Genomic DNA, 26,462 nt, shown 5'->3' with positions numbered 1-26,462 from the left:
TCGGGAGCAGGGGAGTGGCTACCGGCTTTACCACTCCCAAGCCCTTTGCCCCCGACCCTTTGAATCGCCCGTGATCGAGTCCCCATCGCCATGAACAGTGAATACCGTAAGTCTCTGCCCGGCACCCGCCTGGATTTTTTCGACACCCGCGCTGCGGTTGAAGCCATCAAGCCTGGGTCCTACGACACGCTGCCGTACACTTCTCGCGTGTTTGCCGAAAACCTGGTGCGCCGTTGCGACCCGGCCACGTTGAACGCGTCGTTGGGTCAGTTGATTGATCGCAAGCGCGATCTCGACTTTCCGTGGTTCCCGGCGCGCGTGGTCTGCCACGACATTCTGGGTCAAACCGCGCTGGTCGACCTCGCCGGTTTGCGTGACGCGATTGCGGCCCAAGGTGGGGACCCGTCGCTGGTCAACCCGGTAGTGCCAACGCAGTTGGTGGTTGACCACTCGCTGGCCGTTGAACACGGTGGTTTCGAAAAAGACGCGTTCGAAAAGAATCGCCAGATCGAAGACCGTCGCAACGAGGACCGGTTTCACTTCATCAACTGGACCAAAAAAGCGTTCAAGAACATCGACGTGATTCCACCGGGCAACGGCATCCTGCACCAGATCAACCTGGAGCGGATGTCGCCGGTGATTCAGGTGCTTAATGGCGTGGCGTTCCCGGACACACTGGTCGGCACCGACAGCCACACACCCATGGTGGATGCCTTGGGCGTGATCGCCATCGGTGTTGGCGGCCTTGAAGCTGAAAGCGTCATGCTCGGCCGCGCCTCATGGATGCGCCTGCCGGACATCATCGGCGTGGAACTCAGCGGCAAGCCGCAAGAAGGCATTACTGCCACCGACATCGTTCTGGCCTTGACTGAATTCTTGCGCAACCAAAAAGTCGTGTCCTCCTACCTAGAATTCTATGGCGCCGGCGCCGCACACCTGACCTTGGGCGACCGTGCGACGATTTCCAACATGACCCCGGAGTTTGGTTCCACGGCGGCCATGTTTTACATCGACAAACAAACCATTGATTACCTGAAACTCACCGGTCGCGATGACGAACAAGTGCGTCTGGTTGAGTTGTACGCCAAAGAAACCGGACTCTGGGCTGACAGCCTGAAGAACGCCGAATACGAACGCGTGATTTCATTCGACCTGTCCAGCGTCGTGCGTAACATCGCCGGTCCGTCGAACCCGCACAACCGCGTGCCTACTTCGGAACTGGCTGCACGGGGTATCAGCGGCATCGTCGAAAATGAACCCGGCCTGATGCCGGATGGCGCCGTGATCATTGCCGCGATCACCAGCTGCACCAACACCAACAACCCGCGCAACATGATTGCTGCCGGGCTGCTGGCGCGTAACGCGAACCGCTTGGGCCTGACCCGTAAGCCGTGGGTGAAAACCTCCCTGGCGCCAGGTTCCAAAACCGTGACGTTGTACCTGCAAGAAGGCGGGTTGCTTTCGGAACTGGAACAGCTGGGCTTCGGTGTCGTGGCCTATGCCTGCACCTCGTGCAACGGCATGTCCGGCGCGTTGGACCCGGTCATTCAACAGGAAGTGGTGGAGCGCAAGCTCTACGCCACCGCCGTGTTGTCCGGTAACCGCAACTTCGACGGGCGGATTCACCCTTACGCGCAGCAGGCATTCCTTGCCTCGCCGCCGTTGGTCGTGGCCTATGCCATTGCCGGCACCATCCGTTTTGACATTGAAAAAGATGTACTGGGCATCGACCCACAGGGCAATCCAGTCACCCTGAAAGACATCTGGCCGGCCGACGAAGAAATCGACGCGGTATTCAAGGCCAGCGTCAAACCTGCGCAGTTCAATCAGGTGTACATCCCGATGTTCGCCATTCAGGAAGACGACGGCATCAAAGTCGGCCCGCTTTACGACTGGCGTCCACAGAGCACCTACATCCGTCGTCCGCCGTATTGGGAAGGCGCACTGGCTGGCGAGCGTACCCTCACAGGCATGCGTCCATTGGCGGTGCTACCAGACAACATCACCACCGATCACCTGTCGCCGTCCAACGCGATCATGCTCGACAGCGCAGCGGGTGAATACCTGGCGAAAATGGGCTTGCCGGAAGTCGATTTCAACTCCTACGCCACTCACCGGGGCGACCATTTGACCGCTCAGCGCGCAACCTTTGCTAACCCGCGCTTGCGTAACGAAATGGCGATGGTCGACGGCAAGCTGAAAGAAGGCTCGCTGACCCGTATCGAACCCGAAGGCCAAGTGACGCGGATGTGGGAAGCCATCGAAACCTACATGGAGCGTAAGCAGCCGCTGATTATTATTGCCGGCGCTGATTACGGTCAGGGCTCGTCCCGCGACTGGGCGGCCAAAGGTGTGCGGCTGGCCGGGGTTGAAGCCATCGCGGCGGAAGGTTTCGAGCGTATTCACCGGACCAACCTGGTGGGCATGGGTGTGTTACCGCTGGAGTTCAAGCCGGGTGTCAATCGCACCACGCTGGGCATCGACGGCAGCGAAACCTTCGACGTGATTGGCGAGCGCATTCCGCGCACCACCTTGACGTTGGTGATCAATCGCAAGAATGGCGAGCGAGTCGAGGTGCCCGTCACCTGCCGCCTCGACACTGCCGAAGAAGTGTCGATCTACGAAGCGGGCGGCGTGCTGCAACGTTTCGCACAAGACTTCTTAGAATCGGCCACGGCTTAAGCCAACAGGACACCACTTCATGGCTCACGCACCGCAAATCAAGATCGCCGCCACCTACATGCGTGGCGGCACCAGCAAGGGCGTGTTTTTCCGCCTGCAAGACCTGCCTGAAGCGGCGCAAACTCCAGGCGCGGCCCGGGATGCACTGCTGTTGCGGGTAATCGGCAGCCCCGATCCGTATGACAAACAAATCGACGGCATGGGCGCGGCGACGTCCAGTACCAGCAAGACGGTGATTTTGTCGAAAAGTATCAAGGCCGACCACGACGTTGATTACCTGTTTGGTCAGGTCTCCATCGACAAGCCGTTCGTGGACTGGAGCGGCAACTGCGGCAACCTGTCTGCGGCGGTGGGTCCGTTTGCCATTAGCAATGGCTTGGTGGACGCCAGCCGGATTCCGCAGAGCGGCGTGGCCATCGTGCGCATCTGGCAAGCCAACATCGGCAAGACGATCATTGCCCACGTGCCAGTGACCAACGGCGCGGTGCAGGAAACGGGTGACTTTGAGCTCGACGGCGTAACTTTTCCCGCCGCTGAGGTTCAGCTCGAATTTATCAACCCGGCGGCCGAGGAAGAAGGCGCGGGCGGTTCGATGTTTCCCACCGGCAACCTGATTGATGAGCTGGAAGTGCCCGGCGTTGGCACGTTGAAAGTAACGATGATCAATGCGGGCATTCCGACGATTTTCGTCAACGCCCAAGCCATTGGTTACACCGGCACTGAATTGCAGGGCGACATCAACGGCGACCCCAAGGCGCTGGCAATGTTCGAAACCATTCGGGCCCACGGCGCACTGCGTATGGGGTTGATCCAGCACCTCGACGAAGCCGCTAAACGCCAGCACACGCCCAAGGTCGCAATTGTCGCGGCGCCTGCCGATTACATCGCGTCCAGTGGCAAACCCGTGGCGGCCGGTGACGTCGATTTGTTGGTGCGAGCGATGTCCATGGGCAAGCTGCACCACGCAATGATGGGCACGGCGGCGGTGGCCATTGGCACAGCGGCGGCGATTTCCGGGACCTTGGTCAATCTCGCGGCGGGCGGCATCAAGCGCAGCGCGGTGCGTTTTGGGCACCCGTCCGGTACCTTGCGCGTCGGAGCCGAAGCCACACAGGAAAACGGCGAATGGAAAGTCACCAAAGCCATCATGAGCCGTAGCGCTCGGGTGTTGATGGAAGGGACGGTTCGAGTGCCACAGGTGTAAGGGGGCAAGCTTCAAGCGGTAAGAGGGCTCGGTGCTTTTGCTTGCCGTTTGTAGCTTGTAACTTAAACTTTGCTACTTCCAACGAAGCGGAGAATTTGCAATGAGCGCCAACGTTGACCTGAACAACCGCCCTGACTACGACAAGGTCCTGCAGGACATTGCCGATTACGTGCTGGATTACACGATCGATTCCATCGAAGCGCTGAACACCGCGCGCAATTGTTTGATGGACACTTTGGGGTGTGGTTTGTTGGCGCTGCGTTTTCCCGAGTGCACCAAACACCTGGGGCCGATCGTTGAGGGCACGGTTGTGCCGTTTGGCGCCCGGGTGCCAGGTACAAGCTTTCGCCTCGACCCGGTCAAGGCTGCGTGGGACATCGGCTGCATCGTGCGTTGGCTCGATTACAACGACACCTGGCTGGCAGCTGAGTGGGGCCATCCATCCGATAATCTCGGGGGAATTCTTGCTGTTGCTGATCACCTGTCGCAGAAGCGTGTCGCCAATGGCGACGCGCCGCTGACGATGCGTGCGGTGCTGGAGGCGATGATCATGGCCCATGAGATTCAGGGTGTGATTGCATTGGAGAACTCATTCAATCGGGTCGGCCTTGACCACGTATTGCTGGTGAAAGTGGCGTCCACGGCGGTGACCGCCAAATTGATGGGCGCTAATCGAGAACAACTGTTGGCCGCGCTGTCCCACGCGTTTGTCGACGGTCAGGCGTTGCGGACGTATCGACATGCGCCGAACGCGGGTTCCCGTAAATCCTGGGCGGCGGGCGACGCGTCGAGTCGAGGGGTCCGTCTGGCCGACATCGCAATGCGCGGCGAGATGGGCATTCCGGGCGTATTGAGCGCGCCGCAGTGGGGTTTTTACGACGTGCTGTTCAGTCACACCAACAAAGACTTGGCGCTCAAGGCCGAGGACAAACGGCAATTTAGCCTGTCCCAGGCCTACGGCAGCTATGTGATGGAGAATGTGCTGTTCAAAATCAGCTTCCCGGCGGAGTTTCACGCGCAAACCGCGTGTGAAGCGGCAGTGACCTTGCACCCGCAGGTAAAAAATCGTCTGCATGAGATCGACAAAATCGTCATCACCACCCATGAGTCGGCGATTCGAATTATTTCAAAACAGGGCAAGTTGGCCAATGCGGCGGACCGTGATCATTGCATTCAGTACATGACCGCTGTGCCCTTGGCGTTCGGTAATTTGGTTGCCGAGCAGTACGAAGATGATTTCCATGTGACCCATCCGATCATCGATGAGCTGCGCGAGAAGATGGTGATTGTCGAAGACCTGCGTTACACCCGTGAATACTTGGAGGCCGACAAGCGCTCCATCGCCAATGCGATTCAGGTGTTCTTCAAGGATGGATCGAGCACCGAGAAGGTGGTGGTGGAGTACCCGATTGGTCATCGCCGTCGCCGGGCGGACGGCATTCCGTTACTGGAGGACAAATTCAAATCCAACTTGGCGACTCGATTTGCCGCTCAGCGCAGCGCTGAAATTGTTGCGCTGTGTAAGGACCAGGCGAAGTTGGAGTCAACCCCGGTGAACACATTTGTAGATATGTGGGTCATTTAATCGGTAGGCGCTAACTTGTTGGCGAGGCGTCAGATCGGGCACGCCGCTTCAAGCCTCTCGCCAACAAGTTGGCACCTACAGACAGAACGTTATTTGAATCTGCGCTCCACGCCTTTTTCAACGAGGATTTTCGCTGAGATTTCTTCTACCGAAAAATGCGTGGAATTTATATGCGGGATATTCTCGCGACGGAACAAGCTTTCCACTTCCCTTACTTCGAACTCGCATTGCGCGTAGCTGGAATAACGGCTGTTGGGTTTGCGTTCGTGGCGAATGGCCGTGAGGCGGTCAGGGTCGATGGTCAGGCCGAACAATTTATTGCGATGCTGTTTGAGCGCGGCAGGCAATTGCAGGCGTTCCATGTCGTCTTCGGTCAGCGGATAATTGGCCGCACGAATGCCGAATTGCATGGCCATGTACAGACAGGTAGGGGTTTTACCGCAGCGTGAGACACCGACCAGGATCAGATCAGCCTTATCGTAATAATGCGTGCGAGCGCCGTCGTCGTTGTCGAGGGCGAAGTTTACGGCCTCGATACGCTCCATGTAGTTGGAGTTGTGACCGATGGAGTGGGATTTTCCCACTGAATAGGAGGAGTGTGAACTAAGCTCTATCTCCAGCGGAGAAAGGAACGTCGAGAAAATATCGATCATGAAGCCATTGGACGTCGCCAGTATTTCGCGAATTTCTTGGTTGACGATGGTGTCGAAAATGATCGGTCGAAGTTCATCTTTATCGGCGGCGGCGTTGATTTGTTGTACCATTGCGCGCGCCTTTTCGACGCTGTCGATGTAGGGGCGCGTGAACTTGCTGAACGTAATGTTTTCGAATTGCGCTAACAGGCTTTGACCGAGGGTCTCAGCGGTAATGCCTGTGCCGTCGGAGATGAAGAAGGCAGATCGTTTCATTTGCGCCGGGGCCTTAAGCTGATGACGATTGTTAGATATGATAGGCCCGCTGGCGGTCCTTGAGAGCCGGCATTTTCACTTATTTTGCAGGTCCAGGCCATACACGCTCGGAACCGCTCTTGTAGTTTCAGCGCCCTGAGCTTTTCCCAACACAGTTAGTGGAGAGATCACCTTGGTAGAGTACGTAGTTTCCCTCGATAAGCTCGGCGTCCATGATGTGGAGCACGTGGGGGGCAAGAACGCATCCCTCGGCGAGATGATAAGCAACCTCGCGGGCGCCGGTGTTTCGGTGCCCGGTGGCTTCGCCACTACGGCTCAAGCGTATCGTGATTTTCTTGAGTTAAGCGGCTTGAATGATCAGATCCATGCGGCCCTTGATGCGCTTGATGTCGATGACGTCAACGCATTGGCCAAGACCGGTGCGCAAATCCGCGCCTGGATCATGGACGCCGAGTTTCCCGAGAAACTCAACGCGGAAATCCGCACTGCTTTCGCTGAATTGTCGGCCGGCAATCCGAACCTCGCAGTCGCCGTGCGATCTTCAGCCACCGCCGAAGATTTGCCGGACGCCTCGTTTGCGGGCCAGCAAGAAACCTTCCTGAACATCCGCGGCGTTGAAAACGTCATCCGTGCGGCCAAGGAAGTGTTCGCGTCGTTGTTCAACGACCGTGCCATTTCTTATCGCGTGCACCAAGGCTTCGATCATAAGTTGGTCGCCTTGTCGGCAGGCGTGCAGCGCATGGTCCGTTCCGAAACCGGTACGGCCGGTGTGATGTTCACCCTGGACACCGAATCCGGTTTCCGTGACGTCGTGTTCATTACCGGTGCTTACGGCCTGGGCGAAACCGTTGTTCAGGGCGCGGTTAACCCGGACGAGTTCTACGTTCACAAAAACACCCTTGCAGCCGGTCGCCCGGCCATCTTGCGCCGTAACCTGGGCAGCAAGGCAATCATGATGATTTATGGCGACGAAGCCAAAGCCGGCAAGTCGGTCAAGGTTATCGATGTCGCGCCTGCCGATCGTGCGCGTTTTTGCTTGAGCGATGCGGAAGTCAGCGAGCTGGCCAAACAAGCGATGATCATCGAAAAGCACTACAAGTGCCCGATGGACATCGAGTGGGCCAAAGACGGTGACGACGGCAAGCTGTACATCGTTCAGGCCCGTCCCGAAACGGTGAAAAGCCGGACCTCGGCCAACGTCATGGAGCGCTATCTGCTCAAGGAAACCGGCACGGTGCTGGTGGAAGGTCGTGCCATTGGCCAGCGCATCGGCGCCGGTAAAGTGCGAATCATCAAAGATGTGTCCGAGATGGACAAGGTTCAGCCGGGTGACGTGCTCGTTTCCGACATGACCGACCCGGATTGGGAACCGGTCATGAAGCGCGCCAGCGCCATCGTGACCAACCGTGGCGGCCGTACGTGCCACGCGGCGATCATTGCGCGCGAGCTGGGCATTCCGGCAGTCGTTGGCTGCGGTAACGCGACTGAGCTGTTGAAAGACGGGCAGGGCGTTACTGTTTCTTGTGCAGAAGGCGACACCGGTTACATCTTCGAAGGTGAGCTGGGCTTTGACATCAAGAAAAACTCGGTTGATGCCATGCCTGACCTGCCGTTCAAAATCATGATGAACGTCGGCAACCCCGACCGTGCCTTCGATTTTGCCCAGCTGCCCAATGCCGGTGTCGGCCTGGCGCGTCTGGAGTTCATCATCAACCGCATGATCGGCGTCCATCCCAAGGCGCTGCTGAACTACGCCGGCTTGCCGCAGGACATCAAAGACAGCGTTGACAAGCGCATTGCTGGCTACGACGATCCGGTCGGTTTTTATGTAGAGAAACTCGTCGAGGGCATTAGCACCCTGGCCGCAGCGTTCACCCCGAAAAAAGTCATCGTGCGTTTGTCGGACTTCAAGTCCAACGAATACGCCAACTTGATCGGCGGCAAGCTGTACGAGCCGGAAGAAGAAAACCCGATGCTGGGTTTCCGTGGCGCATCGCGTTACATCAGCGAAAGCTTCCGCGACTGCTTCGAACTCGAATGCCGCGCCCTCAAGCGCGTGCGCAATGAGATGGGCCTGACCAACGTCGAAATCATGGTGCCGTTCGTGCGGACCTTGGGTGAAGCGAGCCAGGTCATCGACCTGTTGGCCGCCAATGGCCTGACACGGGGTGAAAACGGTCTGCGCATCATTATGATGTGCGAGCTGCCGTCCAACGCGATTCTGGCTGAAGAGTTCCTTGAATTCTTCGACGGTTTCTCGATTGGTTCCAACGACCTGACCCAACTGACGTTGGGCCTGGACCGTGACTCCGGGATCATTGCGCACCTGTTCGACGAGCGTAACCCTGCGGTTAAAAAGCTGCTGTCGAACGCGATTCAGGCGTGCAACAAAGCCGGCAAATACATCGGTATTTGCGGACAAGGGCCTTCCGATCACCCGGACCTGGCTCGTTGGCTTATGGACCAAGGCATTGAAAGCGTGTCGTTGAACCCGGATTCCGTCCTGGAAACCTGGTTCTTCCTGGCCGAAGCGCAAGCCCCGGTCTGATGTAAAACGCTAGAACGCCGACCCACTTCGGTGGGTCGGTCATTTTTCAGCAGGGCGGTTTCGTCGAAGCCGCCTTTTTTGTGCAAGAGCAATATGCAAAGCAGCAGTGACCTCTTTCCTGTGGCCTTGATCAGCGCCGAACGTCGTGGCGATCTGATCGAGGACGTTTACCGTTTAAAACCAGCCAATAGTCCGGACATCAGTGTCGAGCTGGCCGTGACCCGTCTCGGCCGAGCCGACAGCGCTGAGGTGCGCGGCGTGCCGGTCATTTTGTTACATGGCAGTTTTTCCAACAGACGTTTCTGGTATTCGCCCAAGGGCGTCGGTCTGGGGGCGTATTTGGCCCGAACGGGTTTCGACGTCTGGATACCCGAAATGCGCGGTCACGGTCTTTCGTCGCGCAATCAGCGCTACCGACACAATCGTGTGGCGGATTACGCACGCTACGACTTGCCAGCGATCGCGGCTTTTGTGTGCGAGCAAACCGGGCAGGTCCCGCACTGGATCGGCCATTCCCTGGGTGGCACCACGCTCGCCGCTGCGCTGGGTGGTCATTACCTCGAATCAGAACACGTGGCCTCGGTGGCGTTGTTCGGCAGTCAAATCAGTCGCGTTCATTGGCCGCTGAAAGTGCCGTTGGTGGAGTGGGGCGCTCGCTTTGTGCTGAAGCGGTTTGCGCATATTTCGGGTTCGCGCTTCAAGCGTGGACCTGAAGATGAGCCGATAGGCTTGGCGTTGGAAAGCATGCGCTGGTTCGGGTTGTTCAAGCGATTTGGCGATAAAGAGCGTAACTGGTGGTCGGGCTTGAGCGAGGTGCAGGTGCCGGTGCTGGCCGTTGCTGCCGCCGCAGACGAGCAAGATCCGCCGTGGGCCTGTCGCGTGCTGAGCGAACAATTCGGTTCGGTGCAACGACAGTTCGTCTGCCTCGGTCGGGCTCAAGGCTTTAGCGATGATTTTGGCCACGTTGAAATGCTGGTCAGCAAGAGCGCACAAACCCAGGTTTGGCCAATGGTCGTTAGCTGGTTACGCGACCAGACGGTCCTGTTAGCCAATCACGCAGCGCCACAATCGGAAGCCGTCGAGGTCAGCGTCAGCATTTGAGTCGTTTCATCGGCGCGGGGATGCGACTAAGCTATGGCGCATTAGGTTTTCTCAGTCATTTTTGAATCGCGGCCCCACTTATGTTCGTGCCACTTGAGCGCCTGATTAATCTGAATGACGGCTACCGGCAAACGTTTAAGGTTGCCGGGCGTGATCTGCTTTTATTAGTGGTCGGTAATCAGCCGTTGCTGCTTGAGGACAGCTGCCCGCATCAAGGCGCAGCCTTGCGCACCGGCACGCTGGTAGGGACGGTTCTGCGCTGCCAGCGTCATGGCATGGAGTTCCAGTTACCCAGCGGGAAAGCCTTGGGGGCCTTGTGCCCAGGCTTGAAAATGTATGCCCTAACTTACGACGGCGATCGGATCGGCGTCGATGTCTAATTCGTCATTCCATATCCTATGAAATGGTCGTTCTTTCACCGAAAGGAGTTCACCCATGCATTACATCACCCCTGATCTGTGCGATGCCTACCCGGAACTGGTGCACGTTGTAGAGCCGATGTTCAGCAACTTTGGCGGTCGCGATTCGTTTGGTGGCGAAATCGTCACCATCAAGTGCTTCGAGGACAACTCGCTGGTCAAGGACCAGGTTGAGCTCGACGGAAAGGGTAAAGTGTTGGTGGTCGACGGCGGCGGGTCGCTACGTCGGGCGTTGCTGGGTGACATGCTCGCCGAAAAAGCCGCAAAAAACGGCTGGGAAGGTTTGGTCATCTATGGCTGCATCCGCGACGTTGATGTGATTGCGCAAACCGATCTGGGTGTTCAGGCGTTGGCCAGCCACCCGATGAAAACCGACAAGCGGGGTATCGGTGATCTAAATGTAGCAGTGACCTTCGCGGGCGTGACCTTTCGCCCAGGTGAATACGTGTACGCGGACAACAATGGCGTGATTGTTTCGCCGTCTGCGCTAAAAATGCCGGAATAACAGGACAACGAATGTTCGATGAAACAAACGCGCAGTGGGGACTGGTACATGCCCTGGTGCTAGATGGTCAGGGCGGGGCGCGTTTCATTGCTCGAACCGAGTTGGAAGGTCTTCAATTGCAGCCACACGAAAGTGTGTGGCTGCATTGGGATCGCGGGCATCCCCAGACTCAAACCTGGTTGCGTACGGCCAGCGGCCTGAGTGAGTTCAGCTGCGACTTGTTGCTGGAAGAAAATACCCGGCCGCGTCTGGTGCCGTTACCCGACGCGGAATTGCTGCTGTTTTTGCGCGGGGTCAACCTCAATCCTGGCGCCGAGCCTGAAGACATGGTCTCCGTGCGGATCTTTGCGGCGCCGCAGCAGGTTATCTCGCTACGACTGCGTCAGTTGCGGGCCACCGATGAATTAATCGAGTGTCTCACTGCCGGTATTGGCCCAAAAACCGCCTCTGAATTGATTCTCTACCTCGCTCAATACCTCACCGACAAGGTTCAGGCGCTCGTCGGCGAGCTGTCGGAATTGGTCGATGTGGAGGAAGAAAAGATAGATGCTGACGAACGGTATGCCGCTGATCATGGCGACATGCTGCACATCCGTCGTCGCGCCGCTGGATTGCGCCGGTTTCTGGCGCCGCAGCGTGAAGTTTACGCGCAGCTGACCCGTAATAAAGTGCCGTGGTTTGTCGAAGAAGATGCCAATTACTGGAATGAGCTGAATAATAGCTTGACCCGCTACCTGGAAGAGCTTGAATTGACCCGCGAACGTGTGGGGTTGGTCCTGGAAACCGAGGACCGACGTCTCAGTGAGCGCATGAACCGCGTCATGTACCGATTCGGCATCATCACCGGAATTTTTCTGCCCATGAGCTTTCTGACAGGGTTGCTGGGGGTGAATGTCGGTGGAATTCCAGGCTCGACCAATCCATACGGGTTTCTCATCGCCTGTTCGATCATGGGTGCGGTGGGGATTGGGCAGTATTGGCTGTTCCGGCGCTTACGGTGGGTGTAAATGTTCGATTTTTTCGCTACCGAATGACTCATTTGTGACTCGAACAAATGTGGTTGCGTCTTTCAGTGACATTGCGTGAGGTTACCTATGCACGATCCGTTCGAAAAATCACTGCGCGACATGCTCAACGCCTCTTCCTCTACCAGGGATGACGATGCGTGCCTGGGCCGCGTGTTGAAAACCGCTAACCGTCAGGTCGGCGCGGGTGATTTGTTCAAACTGCTCGGTCGCTGGTCGCAAGCGATGATGATTGGCCTTAACAATGGCTCACCGCATGTGTCTCCGGTCTCACGTCGTACCCTTTCTTCTGCTCGCCCTGCTGATAAGGCTGATTGAACATGGAACTCAACCTCTGGACGCAGAGCCTGGTCACCGCAATGACGGTGTTGTGGACCAAAGTCGCTAATTTCATTCCTAACCTGTTTGGCGCCCTGATTTTGGTGCTGCTCGGGTTCGTGGTTGCAAAACTGCTCGACACATTGCTGTCGAAATTGCTCGCCAAGCTGGGCCTTGATCGCCTTATGGGCGGTACTGGCTTGACCAAGGTTATTGCCAGGGCCGGTATCCAAGTGCCGATTTCGACCTTGGTTGGCAAAATAATTTATTGGTTCGTGCTGCTTATATTTCTGGTGTCCGCCGCCGAATCGCTGGGTCTTGAGCAAGTGTCGAGCACATTGACCATGCTGACCCAGTATCTGCCAAAGGTATTTGGTGCTGCGCTGGTCTTGCTGGTTGGTGTGCTTCTGGCGCAGTTGGCCAATGGGCTGGTCCGCGGTGCTGCCGAGGGCGTTGGAATCGATTACGCCGCCGGCCTGGGGCGAATCGCCCAAGGGCTGGTCATTATTATCAGTATTTCGGTCGCAATCAGTCAGTTGGAGGTCAAAACAGACCTGCTCAACCATGTGATTGTGATCGGTTTGATTACCGTTGGTCTGGCAATTGCGCTGGCCATGGGCTTGGGCAGTCGAGAAATTGCCGGGCAAATACTGGCGGGAATATATGTGCGTGAGTTGTATCAGGTGGGGCAACAAGTGCGGGTGGGCGAGGTCGAAGGGCAGATTGAAGAAATTGGCACGGTGAAAACCACGTTGCTGACCGATGAGGGGGAGTTGGTATCTTTGTCCAACCGAATCCTACTCGAACAGCAAGTGTTTAGCCGCTAACCCGGCGAATCCTGCTAATGTATGCCGCCACAAATTGCTGGAAGTACGGCAGTGGCGGACATTGACCTGATTGACCTGACTGTCGGCATGAGTTTTTTTGAATAAGCCCCAATCGCTGTCCATGCGCTACGACCCCCGCGAACTCTCCGATGAGGAGTTGGTGGCGCGGGCGCACGTCGAGCTTTTTCATGTGACTCGCGCATACGAAGAGTTGATGCGTCGCTATCAAAGAACACTTTTTAACGTATGTGCACGTTATTTAGGGAACGATCGCGATGCTGATGATGTCTGTCAGGAAGTGATGCTTAAAGTGTTGTACGGATTGAAGAATTTCGAAGGAAAATCGAAGTTCAAAACCTGGCTCTACAGCATCACTTACAATGAATGTATTACGCAGTACAGGAAGGAACGGCGGAAGCGTCGCTTAATGGACGCGTTGAGTCTGGATCCTCTTGAGGAGGCGACGGAAGAGAAGTCGCCCAAACCTGAAGAGCAGGGCGGACTTGATCGCTGGCTTGTGTATGTAAATCCAATTGATCGAGAAATTCTGGTGCTACGGTTTGTCGCAGAACTAGAATTTCAAGAGATTGCGGACATCATGCACATGGGCCTGAGTGCCACAAAAATGCGCTACAAACGCGCGCTTGATAAATTACGTGAGAAATTTGCAGGCATTACCGAAACTTAACTCGGGGCAAATATCTCTAACGTGCAGGCAAGGTCTGATAGACTTGTCGTCGAGTTGTCCTTCAGTACGAGGGGCCGCTTAACAATCACCAGATGGGGATTTAACGGATGAAACTGAAAAACACCTTGGGCATTGCCATTGGTTCTGTTGTTGCCGTAGCTTCGTTCGGCGTTCTGGCGCAAGGCCAAGGCGCGGTCGAAGGTGAGGCCTTCTACCAGAAGAACTACAACGACAGCGTCAATCACGTAGAAGACGGCCGCACCGCAGGTGCTTCCATCGGCTACTTCTTGACCGACGACGTTGAAGTTATCCTGGGCTATGGCAAAACCAATTACACGCGTTCCAACGACGGTACTGGTAGCCAGAAAATTCATGGCGACACTAGCTCCCTGGCTGGTATGTACCACTTCGGTACCGTTGGTGATGCTATCCGTCCATACGTTTCCGGCGGCTTTGCTCACCAGAGCATGACTGGCGTTGAAGCTGACGGTTACAAGGGTCGTGACTCGTCCACCTTCGCAACCATCGGTGCAGGTGCCAAGTGGTACATCACTGACAACCTGTATGCACGTGCTGGTGTAGACGCTGACTACAAACTGGACAACGGCAAGTGGGACTACGCTCCTACCGTTGGCTTGGGCGTGAACTTCGGTGGCGGCTCCAAGCCAGCACCGGCTCCAGCACCGGCTCCAGAGCCAGTTGCTGAAGCGCCTGTAGAAGCTCCAGTGGAAGCTGCTCCACAAGTCGTACGTGTTCAGTTGGACGTCAAATTTGACTTCAACAAATCGGTCGTTAAGCCTAACAGCTACGCCGACATCAAGAACCTTGCTGACTTCATGAAGCAGTACCCACAAACCAGCACCACTGTTGAAGGTCACACTGACTCCGTCGGTCCTGACGCTTACAACCAAAAACTGTCTGAGCGCCGTGCAAACGCCGTCAAACAAGTTCTGGTTAGCCAGTACGGTGTTGGCGCTGGTCGTGTGAGCTCGGTTGGTTACGGCGAAAGCCGTCCAGTAGCAGACAACAAAACCGAAGCTGGCCGCGCGATCAACCGTCGCGTAGAAGCTGAAGTTGAAGCAAAAGCTGCTCAGTAATCTGTAGCTAAAGCCTCATAGAAAAGCCCGGCTCAGGCCGGGCTTTTCTTTGCGTGCGATTTGATAAATACAAAGGTACTGCGGACTTATCGCAGCCTTCGGCAGCTCCTACAGAATCTGTGCATCGCCATCATCTGTGGGACCGAACTTATTCGGGAAGCGGGTAAAGGGTCTCCAACCAAATTGCAATTTGTGGGCGATATAACAAACACCGCAGCGCTTCAAGCACGCCGTGCTGCTCGCCTCGCCATCAGGTTGGCTATAGAATCGTCTTGCAAGACGTTATGGACGCATCAACCAAACTGAGCCTGTTCGACCACTGCCGCCGCACTCGCCGCGACTTCGCCAATCACTAATATCGCCGGACTTTTGAGTTCGAAGGCGAGGGCGTCGGTTTGCATCTCGGCCAGGGTGCTGCGGCATTCGCGTTGATGGGGCAGAGAGGCGTTTTCGATCATTGCCACCGGAGTGTTCGCCGACAAACCACCCGCCAGTAGGTTGTCGCGAATTTCCGAGAGCTTGGCGACGCCCATGTACACCACCAGCGTGGTCCCGCTTTGCGCCAATGCTTGCCAGTTCAGGCTGCTGCCATCTTGAGTGTGGGCCGTGACCAGTGTCACGCCCCGGCTGACCCCTCTCAGCGTGAGGGAAATACCGCACTGAGTCGCCCCGGCCAGTCCGGCCGTTATACCGTTGACCAGTTCGACTTTAATGCCGTGCGCCCGCAGCCAATCGGCCTCTTCGCCACCACGCCCGAAAATACACGGATCACCACCTTTCAGTCGGACCACGCATTTACCTTGGCGGGCGTAACGCAGCATCAGCCGGTGGATGAACGCTTGCGGTGTCGAACGACAGCCGCCGCGTTTACCGACCGCAATGATTCGGGCCGACGCGCAGTGCTCAAGGACCGCCACGTTGACCAGGTCGTCGATCAGCACCACATCGGCTTCACGCAGTGCGCGCACGGCTTTTAGTGTCAACAACTCCGGGTCGCCGGGACCTGCACCTACCAGCCAGACTTTTGCGCTCATACCGTCACCCTCATTGATGGATCGCGACCGGCAGCGGCATGACCGCCAGCAGTCGTTTGATTTCCGGTACGCAGGAGCCGCATTGGCTACCGCATTTCAATTGTGTTTTCAGTTGAATCAGATCCAAGCCGCGACCGATACCCGCCACCACCGCGCTTTCGCTGACGTTCATGCAGTTGCACAGGATCTTGCTGCTGCGCGGCATGGCGGCGGCATTGCCGGGTGGGGTGCTGATGGGCGCCAATAGCCAGCGGCGTAATTGCTCGTCGGCGCGACCTTCGAGCCACAGGCTTTGCAGCCAATGCCGGGCGATGGTCTCTCCGGCGAGGCGAATCGCAATGATGCGACCGTGCTCGATGCGCACCCGCTTGCCGATGGAACGACGGGGATCGTCGTAAGACAGCACCGGCCCTTCATTCAGGCCGAGCAGTTGATCGATCTGCGTCAGCAAATGGTTGTCAGGCGCTTGGGCACTGGCAGCGCGGATCAGCAGCGCAGGGCGTTCACGGCCAGCCAAGCTGAGGCTGACATAAGCAAACGCCTCACACAGGGGTCTAAGCGCTTCTATCTTGGTTTGTACATCACCTTCCACCAGCGCAAACAGTTGCCACGGCAAACTTACGGCTTCGATGCGCACGCCGGTGTGTTTCAGTTCCGGTTGTTTCGACAGGGGGTCGAAGGCCGGTTGGGTCAGAATGTTCACGCCGCCCTTGAGGAAACGATCACCCCAGTGCATGGGCAAGAAGGCTTGACCGGGGCGGATGCTGTCATCGCTGCTGACGGGCACAATCAGGCTGCCGCGGCGGCTTTTCAGACTGACCAAATCCCCCACCTGCAGGCGATGGCGGCGCAATTCATCCGAGTGCAGGCTCAGCACGGCTTCGCTGACATGACCGAACAATTGCGCGGCGGTGCCAGTGCGGCTCATGCCATGCCATTGATCTCGCAGGCGACCGGTGTTCAGCGTGAGTGGAAAGCGCGCATCACGCAGCTCTTTGGCTGCACGGTAAGGTTCGGTAACGAACGTAGCGCGGCCGGAGTCAGTAGGGAAAACACTGTCCCCATACAATCGCGCGATACCCGTCTCGGCGCCCATTGGGAACGGCCATTGTTGCGGGCCTCGTTGCTCAAGCAGCCCGTAGCTAATGCCCGAGAGGTCCAGATCGCGTTCACGTGTCAGGTGCTTGAATTCATCGAACAGGGCTTGAGGCTCATCGAACGCAAACAAACTCGGTTCCCCCGGACGCAGGCGTTGTTCCAGTCGCTGAGCGAAATCGACCGTAATCGCCCAATCCGAACGGGCTTCACCAGGCGCGGCTATCGCTTTGCGTACGCGAGAAATGCGTCGTTCCGAATTGGTTACCGTGCCTTCTTTTTCACCCCAACTGGCGGCAGGTAATAACAGGTCGGCAAATTTGCAGGTTTCAGTGGTTCGATACGCTTCCTGTAACACCACAAACGGGCAGGTGGTCAGGGCTTCGCGGACTTTTTGCTGATCCGGCAATGATTGAGCGGGGTTGGTGCAGGCAATCCACAACGCTTTGATTTTGCCGCTTTGTAGTTCTTCAAACAGCTCGATGGCCGACAGACCCGGTGTTTCTGGCAAGGTATCGACGCCCCAGTAGGCCGCGACTTCTTCACGGTGCGTGGCGTTGCCCGCTTCGCGGTGGCCCGGCAACAGGTTCGACAGGCTGCCGGTTTCGCGTCCGCCCATGGCGTTGGGCTGGCCGGTCAATGAGAACGGTCCGGCGCCGGGTCGACCAATTTGGCCGGTGGCGAGGTGTAAATTGATCAGCGCGCTATTCTTCGCGCTGCCGGAGGTGGATTGGTTCAACCCCATGCACCACAGCGACAGAAAACTTGGCGCGGTGCCGATCCATTGCGCACAGGCGTGCAGTTGTTCCACCGGGATGCCGCAAATCTCCGAGACCATTTGCGGCGTGTAGTCGCGCACCAGGGTTTTCAGCTCGCCATAGCCTTGGGTGTGGGCATTGATGAAACTCCGATCGACCCAGTCTTCCCACAGCAGCAGGTGCAGGATGCCGTGAAACAGCGCGACGTCGGTGCCGGGTTGAATCGCCAGGTGCAAGTCGGCCAAGTCACAGGTGTCGGTGCGGCGCGGATCAACGACGATGATTTTCATCTCGGGCCGTAGGCTTTTTGCTTCTTCCAGTCGTCGAAACAGCACCGGGTGGGCGTAGGCCATATTGCTGCCGACGATCATCACGCAATCGCTGAGTTCGATGTCTTCGTAATTGCACGGGGGTGAGTCCGCGCCCAGGCTGCGCTTGTAGCCGACCACGGCGGAGGACATGCACAGCCGCGAATTACTGTCGATATTGTTGGTGCCAACCAGAGCCCGGGCCAACTTGTTGAACGCGTAATAGTCTTCGGTCAGGAGTTGCCCTGATACATAGAACGCAACGCTGTCTGGGCCGTGCTCTCGAATGGTCTCGGCGAAGACATTAGCCGCATGTTCCAGTGCGGTGTCCCAATCGGTTGGGCTGCGCGCGAGGGTTTTGCCCAAGCGTAATTCCGGGTACAGCGCTCGGGCAGTCACGTCACCGGTGAGGTGCAGGCTCGCGCCCTTGCTGCATAATTTGCCGAAGTTGGCCGGGTGTTGCGGGTCACCGCTGACACCGAGAATGCGCTCGCCGTCGTGTTCAATCAGCACGCCGCAACCGACCCCGCAGTAGCAGCAGGTCGAGGCCGTGATCTGCGTGGTGGATTCAGTCGCAGCGGGCGGGCGCATCAGGCCGCTTCCTTCAGGGATAGCAGCACCCGGCCATTTTCGACACGGGCCAAGTGCTTGTGCGCGCAGCCGATGTCGGGGGCTTGCGCATCGCCGGTTTCCAGGTCGATTTGCCAGTTATGCAACGGGCAAGACACCCGCTTGCCGTAAATCAAACCTTGGGACAGCGGGCCACCTTTGTGCGGGCAGCGGTCGTCGAGGGCAAACACTTCGTCGTCGCTGGTGCGGAAGATGGCGATGTCGCCCTTGGGCCCTTCAACGATGCGCGAGCCCAGCGGGTTGATGTCTTCTAGGGCGCAGATATCTAGCCAGTTCATGCCAGCACCTCCACGGGAATACGTTCAAATTCTTTCTTCAGCAGCGGCTGAGAAATGCGTTCCTTCCAAGGGTCCTGTTCGAACGACAGCGAGAACTGCAAGCACGCGTTCAGCGCCTGGCGTTTATCGGCGTCTTCCAACACGGCTTTCTTGATGTAGTCCATGCCGACGCGTTGCAGGAAATGCACGGTGCGTTCCAGGTAAAACGCTTCTTCGCGGTACAGCTGCAGGAACGCGCCGTTGTATTCACGGACTTCTTCGGCGGTCTTCAATTTGACAAAAAACTCCGCGACTTCGGTTTTGATCCCGCCGTTGCCGCCGATGTACATCTCCCAGCCAGAATCGACACCGATAATTCCGACGTCTTTGATGCCGGCTTCCGAACAGTTGCGTGGGCAACCGGACACAGCCAGCTTGACCTTGTGCGGCGACCACATGTTGAACAGGTCGTGCTCCAGCTCGATGCCCAGTTGCGTCGAATTTTGCGTACCGAAACGGCAGAACTCGCTGCCGACGCAGGTTTTCACTGTGCGGATCGACTTGCCATACGCATGGCCGGATGGCATGTCGAGGTCTTTCCAGACGCCCGGCAAGTCTTCTTTCTTGATTCCCAACAAGTCGATGCGTTGACCGCCAGTGACCTTGACCATGGGCACGTTGTACTTGTCGGCGACGTCAGCAATTCGCCGCAGTTCGGAGGGATTGGTCACGCCGCCCCACATCCGTGGCACTACCGAGTAGGTGCCGTCTTTCTGGATGTTGGCGTGGGCGCGTTCGTTGATCAGGCGTGACTGCGGATCGTCTTTCGCTTCCCCCGGCCAGGTGGAAATCAAGTAGTAGTTCAGCGCCGGGCGGCAGGTGGCGCAGCCGTTTGGGGTGCGCCAGTTCATGTAGCTCATGGCGCTGGCAATGGTCAGCAAATGCTGGTCGCGAATCGCGGCGCGGATTAGGCCGTGGTTTAGATCGCTGCAACCGCAAATGGCTTTTTCGCTTTTCGGTTTGACGTCCGCAGCGCCGCCGACGGTGTTGATCAGGATCTGTTCCACCAGACCGGCGCAGGAACCGCAGGAGCTGGCAGCTTTGGTGTGTTTTTTCACGTCGTCGACGCTGAACAGCCCGTGTTCCTGAATCGCTTTGACGATGGTGCCTTTGCACACGCCGTTGCAGCCGCAGACTTCAGCGGTATCTGCCATGCCCATGGCTTTGTCTTGGCCTTGGTGGCCAACGTCGCCCAAGGCGTTTTCACCAAACATCAAGTGATCGCGAATTTCATTGATCTGGGCGTTTTCGCGGATTTGCCGGAAATACCAACCGCCGTCTGCGGTGTCGCCGTACAAGCAGGCGCCGACCAGGACGTCATCCTTGATCACCAGCTTTTTATAGACCCGGCCAATGGGGTCAGAGAGGGTGATGGTTTCTGTGCCTTCGCCGCCCATGAAGTCGCCGGCGGAAAACAAGTCGACGCCAGTCACTTTTAATTTGGTTGATGTCACTGAGCCCTGATAACGAGCGAAGCCCAGTTGAGCCAAATGGTTCGCACAGACCTTGGCCTGTTCGAACAGTGGGGCGACCAGCCCGTAAGCGATGCCGCGATGGCTGGCGCATTCGCCAATGGCGTAGACCCGTGGGTCGTAGGTCTGCATCGTGTCACTGACCAGAATTCCTCGATTACACGGGATACCGGACTGTTCAGCGAGTTCGGTGGCGGGGCGGATGCCGGCTGCCATGACCACCAGGTCAGCCGGGATCACGTCGCCGTTCTTGAACTGCACGGACTTCACACGGCCGTTGCCATCATCGAGCAAAGCTTGGGTTGATTCTTTCAGACGGAACGACAAACCGCGTGTTTCCAATTCGGTTTGCAGCATTTGGCCAGAGATTTTGTCCAGCTGGCGCTCCATCAGCCATTCGCCGATGTGCACCACGGTCACGTCCATCCCGCGCAACCTCAGACCGTTGGCCGCTTCAAGCCCCAGCAGCCCGCCGCCGATCACCACTGCGTAGGTGTGGGTTTTGGCGGTGTTGATCATGGTTTGGGTGTCGGCGATGTCGCGGTAACCAATCACGCCCTGCAGGGTGTTGCCCGGAATCGGCAAAATGAACGGTACCGAGCCAGTGGCGATCAGCAGCCGGTCGTAATGCGCTTCGGTACCATCGTCGGCGATTACCAAGCGTTTGGTCCGGTCGATCTTCACGGCTTTGCGGTTGAGCAGCAGGTGGATGTTGTTGTCCAGGTACCAGCTCAGGTCGTTAAGCACGATGTCGTCGAAATTCTGCTCACCGGCCAAGACTGGCGACAGCAGGATACGGTTGTAATTAGGGTGTGGCTCGGCGCCGAATACCGTGATGTCGTACAGATCAGGGCTGAGTTTGATCAGCTCTTCAAGGGTGCGGACACCCGCCATACCGTTACCAATCATCACCAGCTTGAGTCGTTTCATGTGGCCTCCGAGAAACCGCTAAGGGTGAGCTCGACAAAATTCGCGCAAACAAAAAAAGGCGTCCCGCCATTACTGGCGAGGACACCTTTGTCCGGTCCCGTTCTCTCGGGAAGTGCAGCCTTCGACGTTGAAAGCTGCAACGATGTAATTACTTACTGGAACCTATGCAGCGGTTGTGCCAAGTCGGGTTGTCCCGTGTTTATTGGGCGGGGTGAAGGGTTTGTTGTCGGGTTTTGCACCCTTTTAAAGCCCGTTGCGCGTTACTGGTGCGGAGCGGGGGGATTTCTGTATCAAATGCCGCACACCCATTGAATTAGCCGCAATTAGATAGTAGGAGCGGGCTTGCTCGCGATGGAGCGCGAAGCGGTCCCGATGGCCAACCCGGCTCCAACTGAAAAAATAGAATGGCCGGTTTTACGACTGCTGCGCAGCCGATCGCGGGCAAGCGCGCTCCTACAGCCCGGTGTTTGCTGCGCGACAGCGCGGCTGTCGGAGACGTAATGGCCCCTCTTATCAAACAAAAATACCTCCAAAATCAATCAAGCCGACATAGAGGATATCCTCCTCGATATCTAAACTCATTTTCCAGCCTCCAAACCCATGACAAAAAGCGCTAGACAAGGCCAACTTTTATTACCAAAAAAAGCCCAAGCATTACTAATATCAGCGCCCAATTAACCCATAACATAACAATTAGTTTGCGCTTCAAGTCCGCAGGAAAATTCTTCAGATCCTCGGCACTAACGACTCCCTTCCGGAGAGCTATGCCAGGAATGACCATCAGCCCCATTATTAACCCGAAGACATGAAGCCGCCCCCAGAGACCCGTATGTATCAAAAACACGCGCATCATAACCATTTGACTATTCTTCATATGCCCCAGCATCAGGTCCATCTTGGCGTAGGCGAGATACGACGCTATTCCGAGCCAGATGAAAATACCTCCAAAATTTACTAGACCGACACAAAGGAAAATTTTGTCAGCGGTACTCATACTCATTTACTGACCTCGTAAATCACTTCGTTTAGCCGTGCCCACCCAATCACCATGATTTATGTACTTGAAGGCTTCGGACACTGCGGCTAAGTGAGTGGCATAGCCAGTGTTCATGTCGTGTGCACCGCCCCGGCCCCTGTTATCAAACAAAAACACCTCCAAAATCAATCAAGCTGACATAAAGAATAATCTCCTCCTCGATATCTAAACTTATTTTCCAGCCTCAAAATCCATGACAAAAAGCGCTAGACAATACCAATTTTTATTAACACAAAAAGCCCGAATATTACCGATAACAGCCCCCAGCCGACCCACAGCATTACCGCCAGTTTGTGTTTCAAGGGGACAGGGAAATTTTTTAAATCCTCGGTGCTAACAGCTCCTTTTCGGACAAAAACACCAGGCATCACCATAAGTCCCATTATTAACCCAAAGACATGCATCCGCCCCCAAGGACCAGAATGTATCAAAAATGCACGAATCATAACTGCGGAACTGTTTTTAAAGTGCCCTAGCATCAGGTCCATTTTGGTATAGGCGATATACAGCGCTATAGTGATCCAAATTAAAATACCTCCAAAATTTATTAGACCTACACAAAGGAAAATTTTGTCAGCGGTACTCACACTCATTTACTGACCCCCTAAATCACTTCGTTTATCGCTTTGACGTGGCCTCCCACAACGCTAGCCACGACCAAACTTGGCATACGCTCCAAATCCAAACATAACCAATAGCAGCCCCCAACCAGCCCACTGCATAACAATCAGCTGGCGCTTCAGATTGGGGGGGAAATTCTTCAGATCCTCGGCGCTAACCGCCCCCCTCCGAAGAGCCATACCAGGCGTGACCATCATTCCCATTATTAACCCAAAGACATAAAGCCGTCCCCAGAGACCTGTGTGTATCAAAAACACGCGAATCATAACTATTGAACTATTCCTCATATGACCCAGCATCAGGTCCATTTTGGTGTAGGCGAGATACGACGCTATCCCGAGCCAAATAAAAATACCTCCAAAATTTACTAGACCGACACAAAGGATAATTTTCTCCTCAATATTCAAACTCATTTTATAGCCTTGCAAATCGTTTCGCGTGCTATTTCTCCATCTTCCCCCCCAGAAACCCTCCGGCGAAAGATCCTCCCTCTCCCACAAAACCGCACACAAGCATTCCTATCCAGCGCTACAGCGCCACAGATACTAGACAAGGCCAACTTTTATTACCAAAAAAAGCCCAAGCATTACTAACAAAAGCCCGCCATTCGCCCAAAACAACATAGTCAACTTCCGTTTTATATCATCAGGAAAGTTATTTAAATCCTCAGCACTTGCTCCCCCGTCACGAAGAAAAATTTTGGGGGTAACCATCAGCCCCGTTATTACTGCCAGTACATGCATACGCCCCCAAGGACCTGTATTTATCAGAAAAGCGCGGATCTTAATAGCGGGGCAATTACTCAAATGGGCAAGCATCAAATCCATCTTGGTATAGGCCAGACGAAGACCAAAGCCATAACAAACGAAAATACCTGCAAAGTCGACCAGAGTGACACCGAGGAAAATTTTGTCAGCAGTACCCAGGCTCATCCTGACCTCGTAAATAACTTCGCTTATCGCTTAAATGCGGTTGACGAGGGCGAGTAACTACCCATTAAGCTAGCCACGGCCAAACTTGGCGTATATGGCAAGTCCATACATAACCAATAGCAGCCCCCAACCAACCCATTGCATAACAATCAGTTTGCGCCTCAGATCGGCAGGAAAAGTGTTCAGGTCCTCGGTACTAACGATTCCCTTCCGAAGAGCGATACCAGGCATGACCATCAGCCACATTATTAACCCAAAGACATGGAGCCGTCCCCACAGACCCGCGTGTATCAAAAACCTGCGTATCATCACTATGGGACTATTCTTCATGTGATCCAACATCAAATCCATTTTGGTATATGCGAGATACGACGCTATTCCGAGCCATATGAAAAGACCTCCAAAATCGATCAGGCCAACACAGAGGAAGATTTTGTCGGCGACACTCACGCTCATTTACTGACCTCGTAAATCACTTCGCCTATCGCTTCACCAGCCATCCCGCCACCATAACCGGAAGCGAAAGACACTCCTCCCGCTACAACAAGACCACATACAAGTGTTCCCACCCCAACCGTTGGTACCCAGAGAGCAGCGCATATAGCGCCAGCTCCCGCACTGCCTAAAAGCGCGCCGGCGGCAATACCGCCCGCAACCCCTCCTGCGAACCCTCCGGTTTCGGTATATTTCACCTTCTCACACGCCTCAACATCACCCGCCCGGCAAACATCCTGCACTTTCATATAAGAAGCCCCGCCGCTAATAGCAGTGCCCACCCAGCCACCATAATTTATGTACTTGGAGGCTTTGGACAATGCGGCTAAGTGGGTGGCGTATCCAGGGTTCATGTCGTGTGCACCGGCCCGGCCCCAGCGATGCACCAAGCTGCGGCTGGAAATGCCCAAGGCGGTTTTCAGTTTCGGGTGGTCGGGGTAGTCGATGGTATGTTTGGTCAGCGTGGTGAGGTGGGTGTCGAGTTGAGCAAACAGTTGTTTGCGTTCGGCAAAGAACTCGGGGGATCGCAGGTGCCCGTGTTGGTTGAAGGTGCGCTTGTGCAGGTCTTCAATGGCTTTCAGGATTTGTCCTACCGTGTCTATGTTGTCTTTGTAAACCGCCGCGGCCATGCTGGTCCCAATAGAGCCGTACTTGATGAAAGACTCAATTTCATCACGGTGGAGAACCATGAAGTCGGCTTCTTCCGGGCTAAGATCCTCCAATACCTTGTTCACCACGCGTGCCGTTGCCATCAGCCGCGCTTCTTCCTCGGTGCATCGCCCATTATCGGGATCGCTGAGCACAATCATTTGCCCGGCTTTTATCTGATCCAACCCAGGGTTCAGGATCCTGAACTTGGCAATGACCCTGGAACTGGCTGAGGTGAACAATTGCGCTTCCAGTCGTTCAACCGTAGTGCTTCTGGGAACGATGTAGAACCCTGGGTCATGCAGTTCGATGGGTTCCGGCTGCAGCTCTGGAGGAAAAAGCTGGTAACGCTCATATATTGACGTCGGAACCGGCAGGTGGAGGGTGGCCAGGGTCTTTTCATTGGTCACCTTAAGGTGTTGAGCAAAGACATAACGCAGTAAGCGCTCGGGATCAGGTCGCATAGCCGGTTGGGTGAGCCGTGGCACTGGAATGCGTTTGACGCTATTGCTTACGGCACGTTGGCGATCACGCGCCAACGCCTGCGATTGACTCGCAAGGCTGCGGTACTCTTTCAATATGGCGTCGATGCCCTGCGTGGGGGTTTTACGACCGAGTTCAACGTCATCAATAATACGTTTGGCGTAATAGGACACTTCCCGAATAAACAACACGCGCCCATGACCTTGATCAAGGTGTCGGGCGCTGACACTAAGGGCTTGTCCTTGAAGTTGACCTGCTGCTTGGTGGACATCCCAGATATCATCACTGCTGGCGCTCATCGTGGTTCACCCCAAAAGCCATAGCCACTGGTGGCCGCTCTGAGGTTCGTGTAATTAATCTCACGGAAACGAAAAGCGACGTGCTCTCGCATTTCACCGTCAGATTGAAAGATCACATCAGGCATGTCCTGTGTCAGGTCGACAATGAGTCCACCCTTGATCGATATCGAATAAAACTTCTCCTGCGTACCCGAGGGCGTTGTTTGATAAAAATCAAACGTGCAGTCCAACTCTTCTCTTCGGGTCAGTGCTTGCTCTAATAAGGGAGACGATTTATCGATGTATTTGGAGATAATAATGGGGCCGTGGGTCGAGCTATTGTTATTCTCAAAATTGGCCAGGTTTCGAGTATAAGAAAGCATCATTATTTCGTCGGTATGCGCTGACTGGTATTTGTTGCCGATCGACTCTTTACTGGAGCAGCCTGCCGAAATCAATCCTTGAGCCTTGCCGGTAATTGTTACGTATCCAGGGTTAGCCATAACTACCTCTCCTTT

23 protein-coding genes are annotated in these 26,462 nt (G+C 55.8%); 12 read left to right on the top strand and 11 right to left on the bottom strand.

The genetic code is table 11. The features are described 5' to 3' along the window. The first annotated feature begins 90 nt into the window (after nt 1-90). The 3 genes from acnD (at nt 91) to prpD (ending at nt 5,471) form a co-directional block, all read left to right on the top strand. A complete protein-coding gene (acnD, locus tag RHM59_RS05305) occupies nt 91-2,682 on the top strand; it encodes a Fe/S-dependent 2-methylisocitrate dehydratase AcnD (RefSeq protein ID WP_322169922.1) in 2,592 nt (863 codons plus the stop codon). A 19-nt stretch (nt 2,683-2,701) separates the two neighbouring features. Continuing rightward, the gene (prpF, locus tag RHM59_RS05300; protein ID WP_322169925.1) at nt 2,702-3,886 is read left to right on the top strand and encodes a 2-methylaconitate cis-trans isomerase PrpF; all 1,185 of its coding nucleotides are present in this window, start codon (nt 2,702-2,704) and stop codon (nt 3,884-3,886) included. Between the two features lie 100 nt (nt 3,887-3,986). Further along, the gene (prpD, locus tag RHM59_RS05295) at nt 3,987-5,471 is read left to right on the top strand and encodes a 2-methylcitrate dehydratase (RefSeq protein ID WP_322169928.1); all 1,485 of its coding nucleotides are present in this window, start codon (nt 3,987-3,989) and stop codon (nt 5,469-5,471) included. 89 nt (nt 5,472-5,560) lie between these two features. Here prpD and RHM59_RS05290 read toward each other — a convergent pair whose 3' ends face one another. Further along, nucleotides 5,561-6,379 (bottom strand): pyruvate, water dikinase regulatory protein, encoded by an 819-nt coding sequence (locus tag RHM59_RS05290; RefSeq protein WP_322169931.1) that lies wholly within the window; start codon nt 6,377-6,379, stop codon nt 5,561-5,563. A 172-nt stretch (nt 6,380-6,551) separates the two neighbouring features. Here RHM59_RS05290 and ppsA point away from each other — a divergent pair, with 172 nt between their 5' ends. The 9 genes from ppsA to RHM59_RS05245 all read left to right on the top strand — a co-directional run bounded on the left by ppsA (nt 6,552) and on the right by RHM59_RS05245 (nt 14,907). Continuing rightward, on the top strand, nt 6,552-8,927 hold the full coding sequence (gene ppsA / locus RHM59_RS05285) for a phosphoenolpyruvate synthase (protein ID WP_322169935.1): 2,376 nt from the start codon (nt 6,552-6,554) through the stop codon (nt 8,925-8,927). A 93-nt stretch (nt 8,928-9,020) separates the two neighbouring features. Further along, nucleotides 9,021-10,028, top strand: coding sequence for an alpha/beta fold hydrolase (locus tag RHM59_RS05280; protein WP_322169938.1), 1,008 nt, complete (start codon nt 9,021-9,023; stop codon nt 10,026-10,028). 80 nt (nt 10,029-10,108) lie between these two features. Then, a complete protein-coding gene (locus RHM59_RS05275; RefSeq protein WP_322169942.1) occupies nt 10,109-10,408 on the top strand; it encodes a Rieske (2Fe-2S) protein in 300 nt (99 codons plus the stop codon). Between the two features lie 55 nt (nt 10,409-10,463). Beyond that, nucleotides 10,464-10,952, top strand: coding sequence for a ribonuclease E activity regulator RraA (gene rraA, locus RHM59_RS05270; RefSeq protein WP_322169945.1), 489 nt, complete (start codon nt 10,464-10,466; stop codon nt 10,950-10,952). An 11-nt stretch (nt 10,953-10,963) separates the two neighbouring features. Next, nucleotides 10,964-11,959 carry a zinc transporter ZntB gene (locus tag RHM59_RS05265; RefSeq protein ID WP_322169949.1) on the top strand — a complete coding sequence of 332 codons (996 nt, stop codon included), beginning with the start codon at nt 10,964-10,966 and terminating at the stop codon, nt 11,957-11,959. Nucleotides 11,960-12,046: 87 nt separating this feature from the next. Beyond that, complete coding sequence (locus RHM59_RS05260; protein ID WP_322169951.1) at nt 12,047-12,295, top strand: CrfX protein; 249 nt, start codon at nt 12,047-12,049, stop codon at nt 12,293-12,295. A gap of 2 nt (nt 12,296-12,297) precedes the next feature. Next, the gene (locus tag RHM59_RS05255) at nt 12,298-13,122 is read left to right on the top strand and encodes a mechanosensitive ion channel family protein (RefSeq protein ID WP_322169955.1); all 825 of its coding nucleotides are present in this window, start codon (nt 12,298-12,300) and stop codon (nt 13,120-13,122) included. A 97-nt stretch (nt 13,123-13,219) separates the two neighbouring features. Further along, nucleotides 13,220-13,810 carry an RNA polymerase sigma factor SigX gene (gene sigX, locus RHM59_RS05250; protein WP_322169958.1) on the top strand — a complete coding sequence of 197 codons (591 nt, stop codon included), beginning with the start codon at nt 13,220-13,222 and terminating at the stop codon, nt 13,808-13,810. 107 nt (nt 13,811-13,917) lie between these two features. After that, nucleotides 13,918-14,907: an OmpA family protein gene (locus RHM59_RS05245; RefSeq protein ID WP_322169962.1), complete on the top strand. Its 990-nt coding sequence runs from the start codon at nt 13,918-13,920 to the stop codon at nt 14,905-14,907. A 293-nt stretch (nt 14,908-15,200) separates the two neighbouring features. Here RHM59_RS05245 and cobA read toward each other — a convergent pair whose 3' ends face one another. The 10 genes from cobA to RHM59_RS05195 all read right to left on the bottom strand — a co-directional run bounded on the left by cobA (nt 15,201) and on the right by RHM59_RS05195 (nt 26,447). Further along, nucleotides 15,201-15,941: a uroporphyrinogen-III C-methyltransferase gene (gene cobA / locus RHM59_RS05240; protein WP_322169965.1), complete on the bottom strand. Its 741-nt coding sequence runs from the start codon at nt 15,939-15,941 to the stop codon at nt 15,201-15,203. 10 nt (nt 15,942-15,951) lie between these two features. Continuing rightward, on the bottom strand, nt 15,952-18,693 hold the full coding sequence (locus RHM59_RS05235; protein WP_322286111.1) for a molybdopterin-dependent oxidoreductase: 2,742 nt from the start codon (nt 18,691-18,693) through the stop codon (nt 15,952-15,954). Then, nucleotides 18,693-19,010, bottom strand: coding sequence for a nitrite reductase small subunit NirD (nirD, locus tag RHM59_RS05230; protein WP_322169971.1), 318 nt, complete (start codon nt 19,008-19,010; stop codon nt 18,693-18,695). Before nirD ends, RHM59_RS05235 begins: the two co-directional genes overlap by 1 nt. Next, complete coding sequence (gene nirB / locus RHM59_RS05225) at nt 19,007-21,451, bottom strand: nitrite reductase large subunit NirB (RefSeq protein ID WP_322286110.1); 2,445 nt, start codon at nt 21,449-21,451, stop codon at nt 19,007-19,009. The genes nirD and nirB overlap by 4 nt, the downstream gene beginning before the upstream one ends. A 613-nt stretch (nt 21,452-22,064) precedes the next feature. Continuing rightward, a complete protein-coding gene (locus RHM59_RS05220; RefSeq protein ID WP_322169976.1) occupies nt 22,065-22,451 on the bottom strand; it encodes a hypothetical protein in 387 nt (128 codons plus the stop codon). A gap of 242 nt (nt 22,452-22,693) precedes the next feature. Further along, nucleotides 22,694-23,080, bottom strand: coding sequence for a hypothetical protein (locus RHM59_RS05215; RefSeq protein WP_322169978.1), 387 nt, complete (start codon nt 23,078-23,080; stop codon nt 22,694-22,696). A 54-nt stretch (nt 23,081-23,134) separates the two neighbouring features. After that, the gene (locus RHM59_RS05210; RefSeq protein ID WP_322169980.1) at nt 23,135-23,521 is read right to left on the bottom strand and encodes a hypothetical protein; all 387 of its coding nucleotides are present in this window, start codon (nt 23,519-23,521) and stop codon (nt 23,135-23,137) included. A 132-nt stretch (nt 23,522-23,653) separates the two neighbouring features. After that, entirely contained in the window at nt 23,654-24,040 is a 387-nt protein-coding gene (locus tag RHM59_RS05205; RefSeq protein WP_322169983.1) for a hypothetical protein, read from the bottom strand. 452 nt (nt 24,041-24,492) lie between these two features. Then, on the bottom strand, nt 24,493-25,839 hold the full coding sequence (locus RHM59_RS05200) for a hypothetical protein (protein ID WP_322286109.1): 1,347 nt from the start codon (nt 25,837-25,839) through the stop codon (nt 24,493-24,495). Nucleotides 25,840-25,961: 122 nt separating this feature from the next. Continuing rightward, nucleotides 25,962-26,447, bottom strand: coding sequence for an Hcp family type VI secretion system effector (locus RHM59_RS05195; RefSeq protein ID WP_322167352.1), 486 nt, complete (start codon nt 26,445-26,447; stop codon nt 25,962-25,964). Between the last annotated feature and the right edge of the window lie 15 nt (nt 26,448-26,462).

This window comes from Pseudomonas sp. MH10, assembly GCF_034353045.1.
Lineage (GTDB): Bacteria > Pseudomonadota > Gammaproteobacteria > Pseudomonadales > Pseudomonadaceae > Aquipseudomonas.
This window is presented reverse-complemented; position numbering and strand designations above follow the sequence as displayed.

Excerpts from the sequence above, each read along its gene's own strand:
- RHM59_RS05245 (WP_322169962.1), top strand. The coding sequence starts at position 13,918 with ATGAAACTGAAAAACACCTTGGGCATTGCCATTGGTTCTGTTGTTGCC.
- RHM59_RS05205 (WP_322169983.1), bottom strand. The coding sequence starts at position 24,040 with ATGAGCCTGGGTACTGCTGACAAAATTTTCCTCGGTGTCACTCTGGTC.
- acnD (WP_322169922.1), top strand. The coding sequence starts at position 91 with ATGAACAGTGAATACCGTAAGTCTCTGCCCGGCACCCGCCTGGATTTT.
- prpD (WP_322169928.1), top strand. The coding sequence starts at position 3,987 with ATGAGCGCCAACGTTGACCTGAACAACCGCCCTGACTACGACAAGGTC.
- RHM59_RS05290 (WP_322169931.1), bottom strand. The coding sequence starts at position 6,379 with ATGAAACGATCTGCCTTCTTCATCTCCGACGGCACAGGCATTACCGCT.
- nirD (WP_322169971.1), bottom strand. The coding sequence starts at position 19,010 with ATGAACTGGCTAGATATCTGCGCCCTAGAAGACATCAACCCGCTGGGC.
- RHM59_RS05260 (WP_322169951.1), top strand. The coding sequence starts at position 12,047 with ATGCACGATCCGTTCGAAAAATCACTGCGCGACATGCTCAACGCCTCT.
- RHM59_RS05235 (WP_322286111.1), bottom strand. The coding sequence starts at position 18,693 with ATGCGCCCGCCCGCTGCGACTGAATCCACCACGCAGATCACGGCCTCG.
- RHM59_RS05195 (WP_322167352.1), bottom strand. The coding sequence starts at position 26,447 with ATGGCTAACCCTGGATACGTAACAATTACCGGCAAGGCTCAAGGATTG.
- nirB (WP_322286110.1), bottom strand. The coding sequence starts at position 21,451 with ATGAAACGACTCAAGCTGGTGATGATTGGTAACGGTATGGCGGGTGTC.
- RHM59_RS05275 (WP_322169942.1), top strand. The coding sequence starts at position 10,109 with ATGTTCGTGCCACTTGAGCGCCTGATTAATCTGAATGACGGCTACCGG.
- RHM59_RS05210 (WP_322169980.1), bottom strand. The coding sequence starts at position 23,521 with ATGAGTTTGAATATTGAGGAGAAAATTATCCTTTGTGTCGGTCTAGTA.
- cobA (WP_322169965.1), bottom strand. The coding sequence starts at position 15,941 with ATGAGCGCAAAAGTCTGGCTGGTAGGTGCAGGTCCCGGCGACCCGGAG.
- rraA (WP_322169945.1), top strand. The coding sequence starts at position 10,464 with ATGCATTACATCACCCCTGATCTGTGCGATGCCTACCCGGAACTGGTG.
- RHM59_RS05280 (WP_322169938.1), top strand. The coding sequence starts at position 9,021 with ATGCAAAGCAGCAGTGACCTCTTTCCTGTGGCCTTGATCAGCGCCGAA.
- RHM59_RS05220 (WP_322169976.1), bottom strand. The coding sequence starts at position 22,451 with ATGAGTATGAGTACCGCTGACAAAATTTTCCTTTGTGTCGGTCTAGTA.
- RHM59_RS05265 (WP_322169949.1), top strand. The coding sequence starts at position 10,964 with ATGTTCGATGAAACAAACGCGCAGTGGGGACTGGTACATGCCCTGGTG.
- prpF (WP_322169925.1), top strand. The coding sequence starts at position 2,702 with ATGGCTCACGCACCGCAAATCAAGATCGCCGCCACCTACATGCGTGGC.
- RHM59_RS05255 (WP_322169955.1), top strand. The coding sequence starts at position 12,298 with ATGGAACTCAACCTCTGGACGCAGAGCCTGGTCACCGCAATGACGGTG.
- RHM59_RS05215 (WP_322169978.1), bottom strand. The coding sequence starts at position 23,080 with ATGAGTGTGAGTACCGCTGACAAAATTTTCCTTTGTGTAGGTCTAATA.